General features: G+C 44.5%; 6 protein-coding genes. 3 read left to right on the top strand and 3 right to left on the bottom strand.

Annotated features, from left to right (window positions below; translation table 11 throughout):
- Positions 1-3 precede the first annotated feature (3 nt).
- Positions 4-2,691 carry a two-component system sensor histidine kinase KdpD gene (kdpD, locus tag Xbud_RS02150; RefSeq protein ID WP_099134505.1) on the top strand — a complete coding sequence of 896 codons (2,688 nt, stop codon included), beginning with the start codon at positions 4-6 and terminating at the stop codon, positions 2,689-2,691.
- A gap of 183 nt (positions 2,692-2,874) precedes the next feature.
- Here kdpD and pgm read toward each other — a convergent pair whose 3' ends face one another.
- Positions 2,875-4,515, bottom strand: a complete 1,641-nt coding sequence (gene pgm / locus Xbud_RS02145) for a phosphoglucomutase (alpha-D-glucose-1,6-bisphosphate-dependent) (RefSeq protein ID WP_099134504.1) — start codon at positions 4,513-4,515, stop codon at positions 2,875-2,877.
- An 80-nt stretch (positions 4,516-4,595) separates the two neighbouring features.
- Entirely contained in the window at positions 4,596-5,129 is a 534-nt protein-coding gene (seqA, locus tag Xbud_RS02140) for a replication initiation negative regulator SeqA (protein ID WP_099134503.1), read from the bottom strand.
- A 248-nt stretch (positions 5,130-5,377) separates the two neighbouring features.
- Here seqA and ybfF point away from each other — a divergent pair, with 248 nt between their 5' ends.
- Entirely contained in the window at positions 5,378-6,169 is a 792-nt protein-coding gene (gene ybfF / locus Xbud_RS02135) for an esterase (protein WP_099134502.1), read from the top strand.
- A gap of 292 nt (positions 6,170-6,461) precedes the next feature.
- Complete coding sequence (locus Xbud_RS02130) at positions 6,462-7,199, top strand: class I SAM-dependent DNA methyltransferase (protein WP_099134501.1); 738 nt, start codon at positions 6,462-6,464, stop codon at positions 7,197-7,199.
- Positions 7,200-7,539: 340 nt separating this feature from the next.
- Here Xbud_RS02130 and rtxA read toward each other — a convergent pair whose 3' ends face one another.
- Positions 7,540-20,970: an MARTX multifunctional-autoprocessing repeats-in-toxin holotoxin RtxA gene (gene rtxA, locus Xbud_RS02125; protein ID WP_099134500.1), complete on the bottom strand. Its 13,431-nt coding sequence runs from the start codon at positions 20,968-20,970 to the stop codon at positions 7,540-7,542.
- Positions 20,971-21,173: the final 203 nt, after the last annotated feature.

The raw sequence follows: 21,173 nt of genomic DNA, 5'->3' as shown, positions 1-21,173 counted from the left end.
CTTATGGATCAGACCGAACCACAACGTCCCGACCCAGACAATCTGCTAACATTGGCGAATGAGAAACCGCGTGGCAAGCTGAAAATATTTTTTGGTGCTTGTGCCGGGGTAGGAAAAACCTATGCCATGTTACAGGAAGCCCAACGTTTACTGGCTCAGGGATTAGATGTCATTGTTGGTGTCGTCGAAACACACGAGCGGCAGGAAACCGCAGCACTATTGAAGGGATTGCCTCAACTGCCGCCAAAACATATCCACCATGCTAAACGCAGAATAGCAGCATTCGATATTGATGCGGCTATCGCCCGCCGCCCGGCCATCATTTTGATGGATGAATTAGCATTCAGTAATCCTCAAGGTTGCCGTCATCCCAAACGTTGGCAGGACGTGGAAGAGCTTCTGGAAGCAGGCATTGATGTCCTGACCACCATTAACGTACAACATCTTGAAAGCCTGAACGATGTTGTCGGTGGCATTACCGGTATCCGGGTTCGGGAAACCATTCCCGATCATATATTTGATAGTGCGGATGATGTTGTTTTAGTCGATCTTCCACCTGACGATCTACGTCAGCGGCTTCACGAAGGTAAAGTCTATATATCAGGACAGGCTGAACGGGCTATCGAACATTTTTTCCGTAAAGGAAACCTGATCGCCTTACGTGAACTTGCATTACGTCGCACAGCAGATCGTGTGGATGAGCAGATGCGTGCTTTCCGCGATCCACGGGGAAAAGAGCCAGTCTGGCATACACGGGATAACTTACTGTTGTGCATTGGTGATAATGAAGGAAATGAAAAACTGATCCGCAAAGCTGCCCGGCTTGCCGCAAAACTGGATTGTATCTGGCATGCTGTTTACGTTGAAACCCCTAAACTGCACCGACTGCCAGAAGTCAAACGACGTACTATCTTAAAAGCATTAAGGCTGGCACAAGAGCTGGGAGCAGAAACTGCCACACTTTCTGAACCTCACAGAGAAAGAGCTATTCTCCGTTACGCAAGAGAAAACAACCTCGGTAAAATCATAGTGGGGCGCTACCATAGTTTGTATGCAAAATTCTTTAACCGTAGATGGCGCTCTGATTTCGTCGAACGTTTAGGCAAACTTGGCCCCGATCTGGATATCATTATTATTGCTCTGGAAGACAAAAGACATTGGCATAATCATAGTAAAGAACATCCCGATCACCGCTCATTTAATGAAAAGTGGCTCAGTCAGATCCAAGGCTGCGTGATGGCGATTATACTGTGCGCCTTAATCACCTTATTTTCCCGTGCTGTTTTACTGCCTCTTGATAAAGCTAATCTGGTGACACTTTACCTGCTCGGCGTTGTTGTCATCTCTCTGTTTTATGGGCGTTGGCCTTCAGTCTTTGCTGCTTTTATTAATGTTGTCAGTTTCGATCTCTTTTTCGTTCAGCCACATTGGTCACTGGCAGTTAAAGATATGCAGTACCTGCTCGCCTTTATCGTCATGTTGATCGTAGGGATTGTCGTGGGAAACCTGACCGCTGGTATACGTTATCAAGCCAGAGTTGCACGCCATCGTGAACAGAGAACACGGCACTTATATGAAATTACCCGTGAACTCAGCCGAGCCTTGAATGAAGAAGATGTTGCCCGGATCAGCTACCACTTTTTATCAAATAGCTTTCAGGCCAAAACGGGGCTGTTACTGCCGGATGGCAACAACCGTCTATATCAGGTGAAATCCTACAATGGTGGGCAAATGCTGGTTGATGAAGCCATCGCCAAATGGTGTTTTGAGAAAAAACAACCTGCCGGAGCCGGTACGGATACCCTGCCGGGTGTACCTTATCAGTTAATTCCCATAGCTACTCCGTCGCAAGTATTTGCTGTTCTTGCGATTGAGTCACCTAACCTTCGTCAATTACTAGTACCGGAGCAACAGCGGTTACTACATATTTTTACTGGAATTATTGCTAACGCATTAGAACGATTACATTTGGCCCATGGTGCAGAAACAGCCAAATTAGACAACAAATGGCAACAATTACGCAACGCATTTCTGACTGCACTGTCCCACGATTTACTTACTCCACTGACAACCCTCACTGAACAAACAGAAGCACTGAGATTAGATGTATCCATTGAAAATTCTCATCATGCCAAGCAATTTCAGCAAATTCACCAACAAATTCTCAATACCTCACATCTGGTGAATAACGTTCTGGATATAGTACGTATTCAATCAGGTAGTCTTCAGCCTAATTTGGGCTGTTATTCGTTGGAAAAAATTGTTGGCACAGCTCTGCATTCATTAAACTATGCACTCAGCCATTATCCTGTAGAACTTTCCCTGCCCTCCGATTTAACGCTACAGTGTGACGCTTCCTTATTAGAGCGTGTATTTATCAATCTATTGGAGAACGCTATCAAGCACACTAATCAAGACTCAGCATTAGGCATCAAAGCTATTGTTGAAAAAAAACAAGTTAATATCGAAGTTTGGGATACAGGCTCAGGCATTCCAGTAGGGCAAGAACAATCTATCTTTGATAAATTCTCACATAATCACCAAAAATCTGCTGTACCTAATGCCGGATTAGGGTTGACGATCTGTTATAACATCATTGAAATCCATAACGGAAAAATATGGGCAGTGAATAATGAAAAAGGTGGAGCCAGCTTCCATTTTTCTCTACCACTTTGTTCTACTGCTGAGTAATCGTCAGAGCCATAAATAATGAAAGGTTCCCCGGGAGGCAGTCAGCGGGTTTACGGAGGCTTTAACGCGTTGGTCTCTATCCGTATACCTGCCATTTTCTATAGCAAGTCTAAAAATAACGGATATAAAAACCGAAAAGCCGCAGTCACAGCCACGGCTTTTCTTATCATTGCTAAGCGTCAATTACCCCGCAGAGAGCACTTGATTGACAATTTCCTGGGCTTCCTGTTCAATTTTTTCACGGTGTTCAACCCCAAGGAAACTTTCACAATAGATTTTATAAGCTTCTTCTGTGCCAGAAGGGCGAGCAGCAAACCAGCCATTGTCACTCATCACTTTCAACCCACCAATGGAAGCACCATTGCCTGAAGCGGTTGTCAAACGAGCCGTAATCGGATCACCCGCCAATGTATCAGCCTTAACCATTTCCGGTGACAATTTGGACAATTGTGCTTTCTGCTGATGGCTTGCCGATGCCTGAAGGCGGCTATAACTCGGTGTACCAAAACGTGCAGCTAATTTATCATAGCGTTGCTGTGGATTTTCTCCGGTAATCGCCATCATTTCTGCTGCAAGCAGACAAAGAATAATACCATCCTTATCTGTTGACCATGGTGTACCGTCAAAACGCAAGAAAGATGCACCAGCACTTTCTTCGCCACCAAAGCCCAATTTGCCTTTATATAGCCCATCAACAAACCATTTAAAGCCAACAGGAACTTCCACCAATTCACGACCCAGATCTGCCACAACACGATCAATCATGGCACTGGAAACCAATGTTTTACCCACTGCAACTTTTTCAGACCATTGTGGACGGTGCCGGAATAGATAATCCACTGCTGTCGCCAGATAATGATTAGGGTTCATCAAACCTGCTGGAGTAATGATCCCGTGACGGTCATAATCGGGATCATTAGCAAAAGCTAAATCAAACTTATCACGTAACTCCAGTAAACCCGCCATCGCCCAACGTGATGAGCAATCCATTCTGATCACACCATCACGATCCAGTGTCATAAAACGAAATGTCTGGTCAATATTGTCATTCACCAGCGTCAGATCGAGGTTATAGTACTCCCCAATGCGCTGCCAGTAAGCAATACCTGAGCCACCTAGCGGATCAATGCCAATGTTCAAACCCGCCTTTTGAATGGCAGCCATATCCACAACTTCACCCAATGCAGTCACATAAGGTTCAACCAAATCTTGTGGATGCAGATATTCACTTTTCAATACCTGCTCATAAGGCTGACGCTTAACCCCGTCCAGGTTATTTGCCAACAATTCATTAGCACGATTCTCAATAACGGAAGTCAGATCAGTATCAGCGGGGCCACCATTCGGTGGGTTGTATTTAATACCACCATCTTCTGGCGGATTATGGGATGGCGTGATCACAATACCATCCGCTAAATTTTTTCCCTGCCGATTGTAAGACAGAATTGCATGAGAAATGGCCGGTGTTGGTGTAAAACCATTATCTTCCTGTACAACTACATCGACACCATTTGCTGTCAGCACTTCCAGCACTGAAATAAATGCAGCTTCAGAAAGTGCATGAGTATCTTTCCCTACATAACATGGGCCTGTGATGTCGTGTCGCTTACGAACTTCCACAATAGCCTGAGAAATCGCCAGAATATGTGCTTCATTGAAACTATTGCGTCCAGCGCTGCCACGATGACCGGAAGTACCGAACTTAACTTTATGTGCCGGGTCTTCTGGATGTGGTTGTACGGTGTAATACTTTGAAGTGAGAAGTGCAACATTGATTAAATCATGCTGCTGGGCCAGTTGCCCTGCCCTTGGATGAATTGCCACTTTATTTCTCCTGAAAGGCTGCACTGGATCCCCCCCAGTGCAGTATAGAACAGATAAACTGAGCAGTTTAAAGAGCTAAATTAGATAGTGCTACACACCTTTTCAATCAAATTTGCTGGAAAACTCATACTCTGCATAACATATTCAATCATGCTGCGTTTGCGGTCAGTATTGGTATTGGTGATCACCCAAAAAGGTGTGCCGAGGATATGACGTGGTTTGGTCTGCTTACCACTGGTCAGCAACGTATGTTCATCGCCTGCAAAATAAGTACGGGTACGACCGTGCATCTCTTCTGTTGCTTTGGAGAAATTTTCACTGTCCAAATTATACAATGTAGACAACACTAACATGAAACGCTCAACGGATTTTTTCTTTTCAGCATATTCATCGGAAAGCAATAATTCGCGCATAACACGAACAGTATCACGGGAACGTACAGCTGGTGCTTTGTCGACAAGTACAGGCTCACTGGCAGGCTGTGTAGTTTGTACTGGCTGCCCTGCGTCCAATTTCAATATGCGCCGTAAAATATCAGATGCACTTTCACCGATATGCAGGGTTTGGCTTGCAATAAAGCGGTAAAGGTCTTCATCAACTTCTATCGTTTTCATTTCTATCCAGTACTGTTCTTAATGAAAAAATTATTCTCGGATTATAAGATATAATGCAACAAAACAAAACAATTAAACTTTCAATAACTTAAAGTGATTCTTTCCGTAATTGAGAATTGAAAAAAAGTCGCTTTTCCCCTAAAATAAATCAATCAGTTACAGCCATTTTGTTTGTCCATGCTAATGTGTCATGATATTAAACTCTACAATATTAAACATTGCATGAATGGCATTAACTCAGGCAAATTATGAAGTCAAACAATCAATTAAATTATCATTTACACAAACCGGAAAACCCACTGTCCTCCACACCAATTATTCTTATCCATGGGCTTTTTGGTGATTTGAACAATTTGGGAATATTAGGCCGAGATTTACAGCAATATTATCCGGTTATTCAAATTGACGTGCGCAATCACGGTATTTCTCCGCGGTCGGAAAACATGGATTACCGCGATATGGCTCAGGATGTTTTAGCACTTCTTAATAAACTACTTGATGAACTGAATGCACCGAAAGCTATTATCATAGGACATTCTATGGGCGGCAAAATTGCGATGAGCATGACAGCAATTGCCCCGGAACGAATTGAAAAGATTGTAGTCATTGACATAGCACCTGTGGCTTATCAAGTTCGGCAACATGATGGCATTTTCACAGCACTGAACAAAGTCACTGAAGCAGGGGTACAAACCCGACAGGCGGCAACAGATATCATGCGACAAAATATTCAGGAAGATGGTGTGATCCAGTTTTTACTAAAATCCTTCCGCCAGGGAGAGTGGAAATTCAACCTGCCTGTATTGCAAAAAGAATATGAAAAGATTATCGGTTGGGAAACGATCCCGGCATGGCATAAACCAGCCTTGTTCATTCGTGGTGGAAATTCAGATTACATTACCGAGGAATATCGACAGGATATTATCAGACAATTCCCAAAAGCAAACGCATGGGTAATAGCAGGTGCCGGGCACTGGGTTCATGCAGAAAAACCCGAAGCCGTACTCAGGGCAATTCATCGATTTTTAGGAACAGAATAATCATCATATCAACCCACCTGTAAACGTGGGTTGATCGCTGTTGATAGCAACAAGAGATATATTCAATACTATCGCTAATAAGTTATTTTTTAATATTCTGTTCATTAAATCTTTATTTCCATACCTATTAAACTATATAACTAATACAAAAATAATTATATCTAACTTATTATTTATACACTAATGTTCTGTGACGAAATAAATATCAGGAAAAACCACAAAAATAATAAATTTCATTCTTACCAAATAAAAAACATCCTCTTCAATTAATATTAATTAAAGGATAAAAACAATGGATCCTAAAAACGTATATAATCCTATCGCAGATCTATATGAGAGTTTTTCAGACTCTGCTGCCCAAATCAACATCGAAATTCGGACTATCCTCAATCTGGCAGGGGATATACAAGGAAAATCCGTGTTAGATTTAGCCTGTGGATATGGTCTTTTTAGCCGATTGTTCAGAAACCACGGTGCTTCAAAAGTTGTGGGCGTCGATATATCACATAACATGATTGAGATTGCCAAAAGCAAATCGCAACAATACGGTGATAATATCGAATTTCATGTAAGAGATGCCTGCAATATGGAATCATTCGGAAAATTTGATCTGATAATTGCAGCCTGGTTATTCTGTAATACACTATCACTTGAAGACCTTGAAATGATGTTTCGTTCAGTCGCAAAGAATCTAGCCCCTAACGGTAAACTTATCGCTTATACCATTGATCCTGATTATCGGTTAGTAAAAGGAAACTGTATAAATTATCGCGTCAATATTCTTAGTCAAGAACCCTGGAAAGAAGGCGCTTTCGTCAAGGCAGAATTTCTTACCACCCCACCCAGCCCTTTTACAATGTATCAATGGAGTCGTGAACAACATAAAGAGGCGTGCAATAAAGCAGGATTAACACAATTAGAATGGCATAAACCAACGCTGTTACAAAGCGATATTGATAGTTACCCTCCGGGTTTTTGGGATGATTTCCAGAATAACTGTCATGACATAGCATTTGTTTGTCAATTTTAACAGTATCAGATAACTTATCTCTTCATCTTTCAAAATGCACCAATAAAATGATAATTTGAAAGATGAAGGGGATATTAAATTGGAAAAAATAAACTGAGGAATTAATATATTAAAGACTATAATTAAAATAAACAGCCTAAGAGTATAGGCTATTTATTTTCTAAGAAAATTCTGAATAACTTAACCAGTAACAGAATAATTCATTCTCTCCACCACCTGATCAAGTATAATGTCCCGTTAAAAAACATAAGTACATTAAATTAACCATTTGAAGTTAAATAAAAAAATAGCCCACATTTGTGAGCCATTTTTATTAATCAAGTTCAGGGTAAGAAAACCATCAAGCCAGTTTGGATTTCCCGGTTATGGTATCCGACCAGGCCATCATGATGGAAGATTGAGTTTGTCTATCCAGTGAGTCGATAAAACCACTGTCGCCAATCGCTGGCGCAAAGCCACTCATTGCCTGAACCAATGAATCTAGCGCATTGGCAGAGAGTGCAGTATATTCACGCTCGCCGCGTGCATCTTTACTGCTCATTTGCGTGATAATGCCCGCACGGTTGCCATTGAAATAGCCAGTGAACGTCACCGAGCCGATTGCTTCAAACTGTCCTTGTTCAGAAGTATCCTCAATGTTACGGTTAGTCAACATAACCAGATCGTAACCGCTACGCTGGAACCACAAATTTTGCCAGTTAAGGTTGTCGAAAACGATCTTGTCACCACGTTTAATATCCTCAACTACGTTATCAATTACATCTCCATTGACCACATAACTGTTAACCCCTGCTCCACCTTTGAAGTTGTTCTGGTATCCTCCCAACACCAACAGATCGTCACCATCACCGCCGTCAAACTGACTGAATTTGGAAATGACATCTGCGATCAGGTGATCGTCACCAGCTCCGCCATTGATCAGAGCATGGTAACCCATCAGCTTGATAGTATCGTTACCCACTCCAGCATCAATCTGATTATAGTTGCCGAAAACCGTAGCAAAGTCGTGCTCATCGCCCAACTCAACCTGATTGTTGTTACCGATAGCAACTACGTAATCTTGCCCTTCTCCACTCTCGATGCGATTGAAATTACCGGAAGCAACGATATAGTCACGTCCTCTGCCAGTCTCAATCACAGCACCTTCTCCAAAGGCAAAGACTTGATCATCACCATCTCCCATGTAGGCATAGTTGATACGTCCCGCAACTACGGCAACATCATTACCCTTGCCGCCAAACATGAGGTTTTCACGCCCCATCAAAACACCCATATCATTACCTTCACCACCAGTGAAGATATTGGAGGTTCCCAAAGCGTAATAAACATCATCACCGCGACCGCCCCAGAAGTTATTGTTATCTCCCAGATACGCGCCCAGATCTTTTCCGTCTCCACCCCAGTTAAAGTTGTAGTTACCGAGAGAAACATGGATGTCGCCATCACCTTGCAGATGACCACTGTTGCGCAGGAAGTCGAAAGTTTTTTCCTTCATATGCAGCAGATCGTCAGTCAGGTTCTGTTTCAGGTTGGAAACTAACTCTTTCATTTCTCGCTGTTTATCCTGGCTGAACAGAGTTTCAAACAGGTTTGGCAGGTTCAGGGAGTTAAACCCGAATGTACGCTCTGAGTGTGCATCTTCTGCTGTCGGTACAGCACCAACATTTTCAGTTGGCTCCGTCTGCTCAGTTGGCGCTTTTTCTTTTATTCCATGACTCTCAAGGAAAGAGTTCAATCCGTCCGCACCTGCCGACAGGTTTGTCTTCAAACCACTGCGTAGTGTTTCCGGATCAATAAATGCCTCCAATTGACTGCCACTGAATTCACTAATGACTTCCAACATTTCCCGCAGAATAGCGACACCATCCACCGGTTGATTTGAGCGGGAAACAATAGCGCCATCCGATGTGTAATCCACGTTAAAAATATCAGCTAATGTGGTATCTGCATTCACGCTGGCAAGGTTTCTCAACAACTTGTTTTTAAGCTGACGAGGCAGATCCGTCGGACTAAAAGTAAAGGTGGTTTTTGCCATCCCTGTTGAGGTGTATTGCTGAGTCATCAAACCAAACAGTGAACCAAGGTTGATATCCAGAATTGACTGGATATTGTCACCGAACATAAAGTTCCAGTTACCAGTTGTTACTTGAATATCAGCACCTTGTCCGCCAACAGCGAAATTAAAGGATAATTTCTCATTTACCTGTCGGAGTTTATCTGCCCGACTGAGATTACCCGGTTTTGGTTTATTACCCGCGCCACTCAACCATTGGTTGTATTTTTTATTCAGTGTGTTTTCGATATCATTCTTCAGACCACGGCCACTGCGTTTATATTGGGAGTCAATCTCAGTCAGCGACGTATAATCCACGCTGCTGGTCATATCAAGCCCTGACATATCCTGTAGATATTTCTTCACACTTCCTACCGTCCACTGTGCTTCCTGCTCAGACAACCAGTCAGGGGCAGAGAATGTTCCGGCAATATTTTGCAGGCTCCCTGATACGCGGGAAACGCTATCAAATGGATTAAGCATCGGTGGTGTCGGGATGGATTTATCCATCATAACCAGCAGGTCATTACTGCGACCCTGATTGAAACTGATGTTCCGGTTTCCGATAAACAGTTGTGCGCCTTCCAATGCCTGATAACCTGCAATATTGACGCTGTGCTTGCTGTCACCATTCCCCAGATGAACCATGACATTGTTGTCACCAAAGGCCAGTGATTTGAAACCGCCTGTGCCGACTTTAATACCAACGTTGGTGGTTCCCCAGTTAATGGACGTAAATTCGCCGTCTCCTGCCTGTATTTGCACATTACCGGAATAGCTCAGTCGGTTATCGGACGTCATTCCGACAGGGTAATCCTCATACTGATATTTTTCCGGTGCATGGAATACTTCGGTATTGTCTGTAATAGCCCCGCGTGCCCGGTTTTTTCTGCTATCTGTACGCAAACTGCCTACACGCACAAGCGAAACATCGTTTTCAGAGACATTATTGCGTATACGTTCTGAATGACCTTCCAACTCTCCTTGCTCGTTCCAGTTCAAAACGATTTTATTGTCGAAGATCTTATTTTCCAGCGTATTATGTTCTGATTTCGTATATTTACGCCCTGATTTACCGATCACAACTTCAGTGCGACGGGCAGATACCGTGGTACGGATCCCATTTTCATCAAGAGCTGAAATCAAGCGATAAGCAAAGCCATCCCGCTTATCATCACTGAGTAGAGAACACCCTACCAGACTGATATGGTCAAGCTCCCCTCCATACTGGAAGCTATTTTTGAACTGTTTTAACCGCATCGCCAGCTCAGATGCAGTGTAATCACTCAGAGTCGTGTGATTAAATCCATCAATATCATCACCACCGTGCCCAACAACCTGCCAGCGTATTTTGCCGTTCAACAAGCTTGGATCACCGTATATCACCTTATACTGGCCGTTGGTATCAAGCTGGACAAGCACACTCTCTTTCGGGTGCTTACCGGTCAGATAAGAGACAGAATCGGCCACAATAGGATCATCTTCAAGCTGAATAATGACCTGACCATCAAAACGCATTTTTTTGCGTTCCAGTCTCGGAAAAACATCAACAACTTCCCACGCATTGACATCGTGGTTATTCAACGGACGAAGTCTCTCCAGCGCATTTTTCATTGGTGAGCCATCAAAGATTTCCATTGCCAGAATATCTTTCATGGTTTTTATGTCGCCAATTACCGGACGATAAGGTGCCAGTGCCTGACCATCCAGTACAATCACACGCTCGAAAACTCTTTCCCGCCGACCATTTTTGGACATTTTATAGCTTTCTGCCATGTCCAGGTCTGAACGACCGAAGAAACGTGTAACGTATTTACTGAATTTATCCACAGACGAAAACTCCACAATCCCGACATTAGGATCATAGAACCCATACATCCGGTTCTCTCCACTGCCTTTTGACCATGCAGCCATTGCATGACCCAATGTATCCAGCTCCAGCAGAATCGGTTGACCGTCTACGCTGGTGGCAGTGATTTTTTCAATCATACCTTTTACCGTTAGTGCCTTCTCACCGCTCAGTTTCTCTTTCCATATCTTGAAAGTACTGTCTAACATCGGATCTCTGGCATAGAGTGCAGACAATGTACCCAATAATTTACTGGCGTTGGCTTGTTCAACTTCGGAATACAACTCTGGATGGCTGAGTACCGAAGCTGCGGAGTAAAGTTTATTCAACAAGTCATGGCCAACATTTTCCTGACCGTCATTCTCAAGCTGTTTTGCCAGCAGAACCAATTTAGATAGCGGTACACAGCGTCCGCCAAAACCATCATTGGACAAATTCAGTAATAGCAATTGTGGCGCTAAATGTTCACTTGCCTTAGGATCGACTGCGCCAGTGGCAGTGATATCACGGAACAGTTGGCTATATTTCTCCGTTTTTGGTCGAAGAGTAATTTTCAGTGCCCGGTTTTCAATTTCCCATGCCAACGCCCCTTTCTGCTCTGCCGTCCAGTTTCCTTTGACCAACAGATCCACCAGTTGTTTGATGTCCATATCCGAATGGAAGCCATCCACTATACGCTCAGCATGGTTATGTTTGTAACCAGACAGAAAAACCTTTGTCGCACGTATATCGTGCTCTATGCCCACTTCATCAACCTGAGGTTTCAACGCCTGCATATAGCGTCTAAAATCACTCTTGATGCCTTTAAGATAGGTATTCTCCTGTGCTTGCTGATCAGTACCAGACAGGTGAGAAACAATTTTATCGGCATACTGACTCATCAGTTGATAACTGGATTCATGACCATGATACGTTCGTTCCCCGGAAATGTTATAATCGGCTGTCATTAATCTGGTACGGAGTTTTTCACCTTCATTACCTAAACCTTCATTGTCGGTCAGTAACATAATTGGCGTCTGCTTCGAGATCCCCCGTAAATTCTGTTCTACCGAGAATTTACCATTGACCGCTTTTGCCAATATACCCGTAAGACCGGATGGATTCGGTATTTCATGAGCAGTAATTGCCTTGCTCATGCTTGGCATTGGCCTGTCTAACAGTAAGCCGGAAACAGCCATGCCTTGTCTGTCAGCGTAACGAGCAAGGTCTGCCGCAATTGGCGCTCCCATTGAATAACCGTGGATAATGATGTTTTCCGGCTTAATACCACGATCATTAACCAGATAACGGAACATGGTACGTACATCCTGATACATCCCTGATTCCCCCGGATAGCCATCGCTGGTGCCGTAACCCCGCATATTGACCGAGAGCATATCAATACCCTGTTGTTGATAATGGGGTTGAATTTTACTCGTTTGCTCTTCAGCAGACGCACCGGAGCCATGGATAAACAGCACGACTTTATTTGTCATGCTTGTATGTGACGAGCTTTGTGCACGATTGCTTTGTACACGATTGCTTTGTACACGATAGTAATAACCGTCTAAGCGCCCGATTTCACCCCGCAGGGTAACTTTTTGTGCAACACCCTGGTTTACTGCCAAATTGAGCTTATTTTGTACCTCCTGGCTGATCCGGCGACGTTCTTCTTTTACACCATACAGTTCATTATTCATGAAACGAGTCAATGGATTAAGCGGTTCTCTCTCACGCGGCAATGATCCATCGTTTAAGATAGCAACTCTCTCCAGTTCATACTCATTGGTTTCATTATTCAGAATTGCTTCAAATGGCTCTCCATTGAGACGGAGATGTTTTTGTTTAACCCGTTCAATATGAACTGCTTGCTGCAATGAACGGCCGAAGTTAAACAGATCACTCGGTGTCCAGACACCAAAAGCAGGCCGCCAGGCTTTGCCGAGCATTTTCTCTGCGCCTCCCGCTCTGAGAATACGCGCAACGACACTGGAACAATTTTTGGTCAGTAACTGATAACGGGCATCCGGATCACTGCTGATTTTACCCCATTCAGCCTGCATTGCTGCCACATCAAGCCCTTCCAGATTGATGCGGTATACCCGATCAGGTTCAGTTTTGCTGTTTTTGAAATCGGTAATTTCTGCCAGCTCTCTTTCAGCAAATTGATGCATGACATCGGCAATTGCACTCTCCATACGTTTAGGTGTCTGCATTTGTGCCGCCATACGTAAGGTTTCGGCAAAATTCCGGCCAACTTCATGCATATCTATACTGGGATCATCCCACTGCGCAAGAAATGGCCGATAAATATATTCCGGTATTTCAGCGGACTTGAGCAGTTCAGGATTAGCAAGGGCAGCCATCGCAAAAATTTCACTGACATCCTTGAATTTTGCATCCACCCCTTTGGCTATTCTCAGTTTTTCAATAAACTCTCTCAGCTCAGCAGAGCCATCAACCAACCCGAAATCATCATCCTCTTCGGCCTCAACATCGAATGTTAACGTTGGAGCCTGAAAAGCAGGTTGACTAAGGTCATACCAACGAAGCCGCAGATCCGGTTGATCTTGTGTCGAGATATCAAACATCCCGCGTATATCGACAAATTTATTCCCTGCCGGCCACCAACTGACATAATTTATTTCATTCAAATGTTTGGCATCGTCTGCATTGACCAGAACACGCCCCTGACCAATTTGCAACGCTACATGACCAAGGGTGCTGTACTCACTTGGTCGCCAGACATACAGTGTTGCACTGACAGGGGATAAGTGCTGTTCAATCGCCAGATGGATTTTTTTCAGACCAGCTATATCAATGCCCCGGCCATCTTTCGCCAGATCACGGGCTGACAGTTTGGAAAAGACTGCATTTGTGACATCCTGTCCATATTCTTTGGTCACGGCTGCCATAACCTGTTGCAGCCCGGCACCAGCGGTATTTCTGGAGATGTGCAAACTGAACTGACCACGTGTCACAAAATCGCCTTGTGCATCCAGGTAGAGATGTTTGCTATCCTTGAGATTGGCGTTATCCAGCTTGATGTATAATTCGCTGAAATTACCTTGGCCTGAGCTTCTCAATGTCGGCTCTGCCAGTACCAATGATGCAGTCAGGCGTGTGTTGATTTGGGAAAGCAGCAGTTTCATCGCTGGTGCCCGCCCAGATTCTGAGTGCCCAAGCAGATAACCTTCCACCTGTTGGTGTAAATCAGTTAATTTTTCAATGGCATCCAGTGAGTAATCCGGCTTTTCCAGTAAAACTTGTTCATAAGCACGCAGTGCCTCAATCACCTTGCGGTAACTTTCCCCCAGTGGCTTACCTTTAACATAAGCCTTTTTCTGTAACTCATCGCCTGACATCAATTTGATATCCGGCAAATAATACCAGACACCATCCGCTCTTTCCGCGAGAATACGGGTATGACCCTCCTCAAGGGAAATAATATGATTTTCCACCAGCCGCAACTCAGCGGGGAGTTGTTCATAGTTTTGATAATTAGCAAAGATGAAATGTTCGATTGTTTTCATCTGTGCCGGATCTTTCGGATTATCAACTTTTATGGTTTTAAACAGAGCAGATCGGGTTTCCGCCCAAGGAAGAACTTCAAAGCTGTCATGTAAGCCTTCGCGGATCAAAATATTACGTTCAGTTCGTAAACGATAGAATGGAATCGCTTGATTTAACATGCGATCGATAGCACTCAACTTGATATCCAGATCTATCAGTGAATTGGCGTGGTAACCATCAGGATCCTGCTCAAGATAGCTTTTCTTCTCAGCCGCACTCAGTGAATCAAAACGTATTTTTACTCTGACACCGGCATCAGTCAGTCTGCGACCAATGGATTCCAATGGTTTGTCCCGGTAGTGATATACTGGTTTATCCAGCAAGCGAATTTCATTGACCAGACCTTCACGTTGTAATTGACGCAATACCGGCAACTCAACATTCCAGAAGAAATTCTTTAAACGCAAACCTCCCGGCACAATAACATAAATATCGTCACGTGCTCCGGTTGCATAAATAGAACTCCAGAATCCTATATTACTTCGCACAGCTTCATTAATAGCAGAGTGCAGATTTTGTTGTTTGAAGTCATCAGGATCAAGAGAAATATTGCTCCAATCCTTCAATTTCTGATTGAGTTCAAGAGCAAGTACGTTCCCTTTTACATCAATATCGTAAACCACTTTTTTACCGTCTTTCTGCGCAGCATCCAGTACATGGCGGTAGGCACTGAACTCTGGGCCTGACCAGAATGAAACAATACTTTTCTCACCATGAGGAGGTTCAAAGCTATAACCGAAACGTTCCAATTTAGTCATAAATTGAACGCGCTTATCCCAGTCAAAATCAATGGTGGAATCGACAAACAATTTCGCCAGCGGTGCAATTTGGTCGTTAGGAATGGTGTGTCGAATGACACTAAAAAAATTCTCAATAACGTTAGTCAGTTCATATCTGATGTTGTCATTTATCTCAATATCAACACGTTCACCACCCGGTACAGGAATGTAGTTATCTTGTGAAAGCTCTCCGCTCCGGTCATTATTTTTGCTCAGCCAACGGTAGATATCCGCTACTTTCGCAGCCCTTGCAGCAATAAAAGGATATGTCGCTCCACTTCTCAAGGAACTTTGACTGCTATGTAGAACTTGAGAGGTGCTGCTTGAGTGGGGGTCTGTCCTTCCCAACGCTTTCAGCCCACTCAGATCCAGACCGGAAATAGGTTGTTCTTTTCGGTTTTCCGATCCTGATACATTTGTTATCGATTCAAGTACGCCAACAGAGGAAGCGTTACCATTATTTGATTGATGTGATGACTGTGGTGTGTGTAATGACCGTGGTACATAAATGGTGTTCGTATGTCCGGCACGAAGACCTGCATTGATCTGTAGACGTTCGACAGCTTGTTTAGCATCTGCAAGTGCAGACAAATCATTATCTGACTCTTGCAACTTCTGGCTGAAAGCACCAACTCCCTGTATTAAGGAACCAGAGCCAATATGGCTGGCTGTATTACCGGCGCCTTCTGCTTCATAGGCTTTACCTGACCGACCGCTGCCAGCATTAGTAAAGTTCGGTTTATGCGCATTGTCCTTCGCTGCGGTTCCTACCTCAGCCTCAATTTCCTGAAGAGCCTGATAACTATTCCGTGTGGCTTGTTCAGCCTGTTTCTGCTGTGTCAACGCCTCTTCTTTCCGGTATGCGGCCTTAGCCTGAGCATCCACAACATCTTTCTGCGCATTCAGTTGATCTTGTTTAGATTTAGCGACATTGACTTCCGATTTATCCAGTGCGGCTTCTATCTGATCCTGTTGTTTTAGAATAGTGGAAAGTGCATTATCCAATTGTCGGCCTGCCGTTTCTTTTACACTATCCAGTTGTATCTGGAGGTTACCCAGCAATCCACCGGCAAAATCCTGACGCCACTGTGCGCCTGATTCTCCCTGATGGCTTGTGTATGTTTGGTTATTCAGACTTTCAAGTGCTATGACTTTTGCCAGCAGTTCATCCGTCACAGTCTGCTCTTCTTCCTTGATAGCACTAAGCTGTGATAGTCCGTTAGTGTTCAGGGCATAAAGATCAGTCGCCGCCAACTGAGATTGTGTATCTGCAATCGCCGCCAGTTGTTTCTCTTTTTCCTGCTTTAAGCGTTCACGGTCTGCTTCCGCATTGGCTTTATCACTTAACACTCTTCCAGAAACCAAATTCCTGGACGGGGATTCTGCATTACCCCTGCTGTCTGAACGATCTGAAGTCGCCACCACGTTATCCAGAATATAGCCTTTGCTGTCACTGTTACCCGTGCCTTTAAACGCCAGCCGGTTACTGCCTGCCTGTGCAACCAGCACCAGTTGTTTGTGCTGCCAGGTGCTTTCATCACCTGACGACGAAAAGACAACCTGATCATTCCAGAGCACTTCCATACCATTATCATTAGTACTGTCCGACCGCTTGGCAAAATCAAAGTCAAGGGTAATGACTTCACCTGCTTGAAGTTGCCGGAGATCCTGATAAATAGTGGTGTTGACATATGTATCCAGCTCAGTGACATATTTGCCGTGCTCATAGTTACCCAAACCATAAGCTTCGGCTGGATGCAGAGCTTCAATGCCCTCGGTAAATCCCCAACCCAACTCTCTCGCTTCAAAATCACCATTGGCAATCAGATTCGGCTTCCGGGTTTTTGGAGACTGTTCATCAGCATTCATGATGCTTTTCAGTTTGCTGATGTCCGGCGTATTGAGCTGATTCACCGAAGCGCGCAAATCAGTGGCTAAGTCTGACCTGACTTCCGCCATTTCAGTCAGTTCAAAGCCTTTCAGCGCATTGACTTCCGGCAGATTAATGGCACCACGGCCCCGGTAACTGCCGGATGTGTTTGCTTCATCGCCATGTACCAGAAAATTAATGCCCTGACTGCCCATCACCCCCAATAACGTTTGTTTTAATTCACTGAACAGTATTTCCAATTTATGCCTCTCGGTGTTACCGGAGGCCAGAGCGAGATGATAAAAATCACCGTTTCCTACCTGAATGGCAACATTATTGCGGGCATAGGAAGCGTGGATATTCATCCCGTCGCCCACATGGATATTGGCATTGCCTGTCCCTTTCATCACCGAGAGATTCAGGCCGTCACCCACTTTGGTGTTGATATTGAATTTACCCCACGCCACACTGACAGAAACACCGTCACCGACTTTGGTATTCACATTCAAATCACCGTGGGTCACCACGACACTTAAACCATTACCCACGTTGGTAGTGATATTACTCTTACCTTTCGCAGCGGTAACCAGCATACCATCACCAACTTTGGTGACGATATTACTTTGACTCCACAAGGCGTTGAAGCTGTCACCCTGCCCCACCTGTGTCACAATGTTGGCATCACCTTTCGCCAGCGTAACCTGACGCCCCTGACCGACTTTCGTAATAACATTCGCTTTACCCCAGGCACCAGTATAATCATTACCTTTACCGACATGAGTGATGATATTGGCTGTACCCTGCACAATATTGACCGTCTGCCCATCACCGATTTTGGTGACGATATTGGCTTTCCCTTTGGCAAAGTTATAGTGATCGCCTCTCCCCACATGGGTCATGATATTTGCATCCCCCCACGCGGCATTGACAACCAAGCCATCCCCCACTTTGGTCATCAGGTTCAGATTCCCTTTAGCAAATCCCACCGTATTGCCGTCACCCACATGGGTCATGATGTTACCAAATTGAGAAACCAGCAGACCGGCTGTCGTCCCCGTTCCCACTTTAGTCAGAATATTGCCTTTGCCTAACAACAAACCGGCTGTCGTGCCCTGCCCGACATGGGTTATCACATTTGCCTTGGCTGCCGCCACAACGCCGAGAAAATTATGCCCGACTTTCGTCACCACATTGGCTTCGCCCAGTGCCAACACGCCCGTCATTCCCTGGCCGACATGAGTCATGATATTGGCCTGACCAAACATCGCCGCCAGCGTCGTACCATCACCAACTTTTGTCATGATATTAGCCTCGCCGACAAACAGACCAATACTGGTGCCGTTACCCACATGGGTATAAATATTGGCCTTGCCTATCATCAGCGCGGCCGTCAGCTCATGACCAGCTTTGGTCAGGACATTCGCCTCACCCAGCATCGCGGCAAAGGTATTACCATCACCAATATGGGTCATGATATTACCGACCCCTATCATGGCGACGAGGGTTTCACCGTTCCCCACTTTAGTCGCCATATTGCCTTTGGCCACCATCAGTGCAACACTCAGGCCATCCCCGACATGGGTAAAAACGTTGCCCAGTGCCACCATCAGAGCCAGGGCATGACCGTTACCCACTTTGGTAAAGATATTGCCACCACCCGCCATTATGGCGTACGCATCACCCTGACCAACATGGGTAAAGATATTGCCGACGGCCAGCATGGCAGCGATAGTTTCCCCATTCCCTACTTTGGTAAAGACGTTGCCTGCTGCGCCCATAGCTCCCAGTGTTCTGCCGTTACCGACATGGGTCAGCACATTACCGAGGCCAAACATAATGCCGGTGGTCTCTCCATCCCCCACTTTCGTCAGGATATTGGCACCCCCCATCATCACACTTGTGGTTACACCCTGCCCGATATGGTTCAATACGTTGGCACCGCCGCCCATGACGGCAAAAACCTTGCCATCCCCTTTTCGGGTTAGGATATTGGCACCACCCAGAGCGACAACTTTAGTCTGGCTGCTGTGAGGTTCCTGTAATGCAGTGGCAGGAGACATACTGATATGAGTAATAACGTTGGCAAGACCACCACCGTTGAAATGCAGCTGACCTTTTCTGCCTTTCTTGAAAATAACATTGGCAGCGCCACCGCCATCAAATTCAGTGTCACCGATTTCTGAATTATGCAGAATAACATTGGCAAACCCTGCACCCTTAAAGTAAACATTGCCACGGGCTACATTGGATTTGATCACATTGCCGCCCCCTGCACCTTCGAACCGGACATCACCGTGACTGTCATCCTGTTTCTTGGGTAACAATTCCTGTTCACAGAACTCATGCATATTGGCAATTCGCTCAGAAGTCACGCGGACAGTATTCACACTGTAATGGACATTACTCAGTGTATAACTGCCTTTACCAATAACTTTATAGCCAGAATGAATACCAATAAATTGATCTGCCAAAGCTGCTGTTTGATCGCCGGCCTTATACCATGACGTGGCAATGTATTTCAGCTCACCAGTTTTAGGGTCGTTAGCCAGTTGCACTACCACGACTTTGGTATATCCGCCCAAGACCTGGGCATACAAATAGGTATTTTCCATCCGGTTGGATTTCACGGGCTTGACAGCAACAGTTGAACCATCGGTTGAAACCGCATAACCGCCCATTTGGGCATCTGACAAAGTAATATTTTCTGCGGCGATCTGGACACCACCGCCATACGTTACCCATTCGTTTTCCGGTAGCTCACTTTCCAGCGCATGCACCGTAAATGACTGGTGTTGTTCAACCGTCAGATTTGACAAGGTATAGGCACCATCAACATCAACCACTTGATAACCGCCATAGTCAGAAATATCTTGAGATGCCAGATTCTTGAGATGATTTCCCTTTTTATACCAGGAAGTGGTGTAATATTTCAGCCTGCCGGTTCTAGGATCATTATAAAGATGAATTTTATTAACTTTTGTATATTGCTCATCCGCAAATGCAAACAGATAGGTATTTATATCCCGCGTAGATTTAACACCAATGACTTTCTGTGATTCTTCAATCCAGCTTCCTCCCATCATTGCAGTGGTCAGTACAATTTCTTCTGCTTTAGCGTAAACAATGCCTTCACCACTGAAACAATCAGCTAGCCCCTTACGGGTAATTTGGTTATAACCGCCCCCGCCGATAAAATGAATATTGCCGTGGGTGACATCTGAGTAGAGATGGTTATAACCGCCCAATCCTTTGAAGGTAATATCACCGCTGTTTCCCCGACGATATAAATCGTTATAGGCTGCTATCCCTGAATAGTGCACATTACCAGAATGTCCATTATGTTGAATAGCTGCCCCTCCAGTCGCACCGGAAAAAGTAATTGTTCCCTCCTTTTCTTTATTAATTTCCGCATATCCCGCCGCACCTTTGACGTTCAGATTGCCAGTGGTATCGTTAACTTTCAGATAGGCGGCCCCACCAACGACCGTATCGTGACCGGAACCGGTATAAACCACTGCACCAATAGAGCCTAATGTAATGTGATCATTACCGCCATAAGCCTGTATTTGACCACCAAATCCGATGGCAACGATATTATTATCGCCATCATCTGCGGAATAATTTCCTGTAAAAAAGTACTCAACACTTCTCCAAAATGGTTTTCCCATAAATAAATCCCGGAATAAATACAAAAATTGAAGATAAAAAAACCCAGTTACAAAACGTAACTGAGCATCAGTATTTAAATAGGTTTAAAAAATGAATATCTCAAGAATAAATTGAAATCGATGATATTTAATCTGGTCAATTTATTAGATTGATACATAGAAAAATAAGCTAGCAAGCAGACAAAAATTATCAATTGGAAAGT

Origin of the sequence: Xenorhabdus budapestensis (assembly GCF_002632465.1) — a bacterium.
GTDB lineage: Bacteria > Pseudomonadota > Gammaproteobacteria > Enterobacterales > Enterobacteriaceae > Xenorhabdus > Xenorhabdus budapestensis.
The sequence above is the reverse complement of the archived record's forward strand: the minus strand, read 5'-3'. Positions and strand labels throughout refer to the sequence as shown.

What these genes read in the sequence shown, in the direction of transcription:
- Xbud_RS02130 (WP_099134501.1), top strand. Translation starts at nt 6,462, where the DNA reads ATGGATCCTAAAAACGTATATAATCCTATCGCAGATCTATATGAGAGT.
- rtxA (WP_099134500.1), bottom strand. Translation starts at nt 20,970, where the DNA reads ATGGGAAAACCATTTTGGAGAAGTGTTGAGTACTTTTTTACAGGAAAT.
- seqA (WP_099134503.1), bottom strand. Translation starts at nt 5,129, where the DNA reads ATGAAAACGATAGAAGTTGATGAAGACCTTTACCGCTTTATTGCAAGC.
- ybfF (WP_099134502.1), top strand. Translation starts at nt 5,378, where the DNA reads ATGAAGTCAAACAATCAATTAAATTATCATTTACACAAACCGGAAAAC.
- kdpD (WP_099134505.1), top strand. Translation starts at nt 4, where the DNA reads ATGGATCAGACCGAACCACAACGTCCCGACCCAGACAATCTGCTAACA.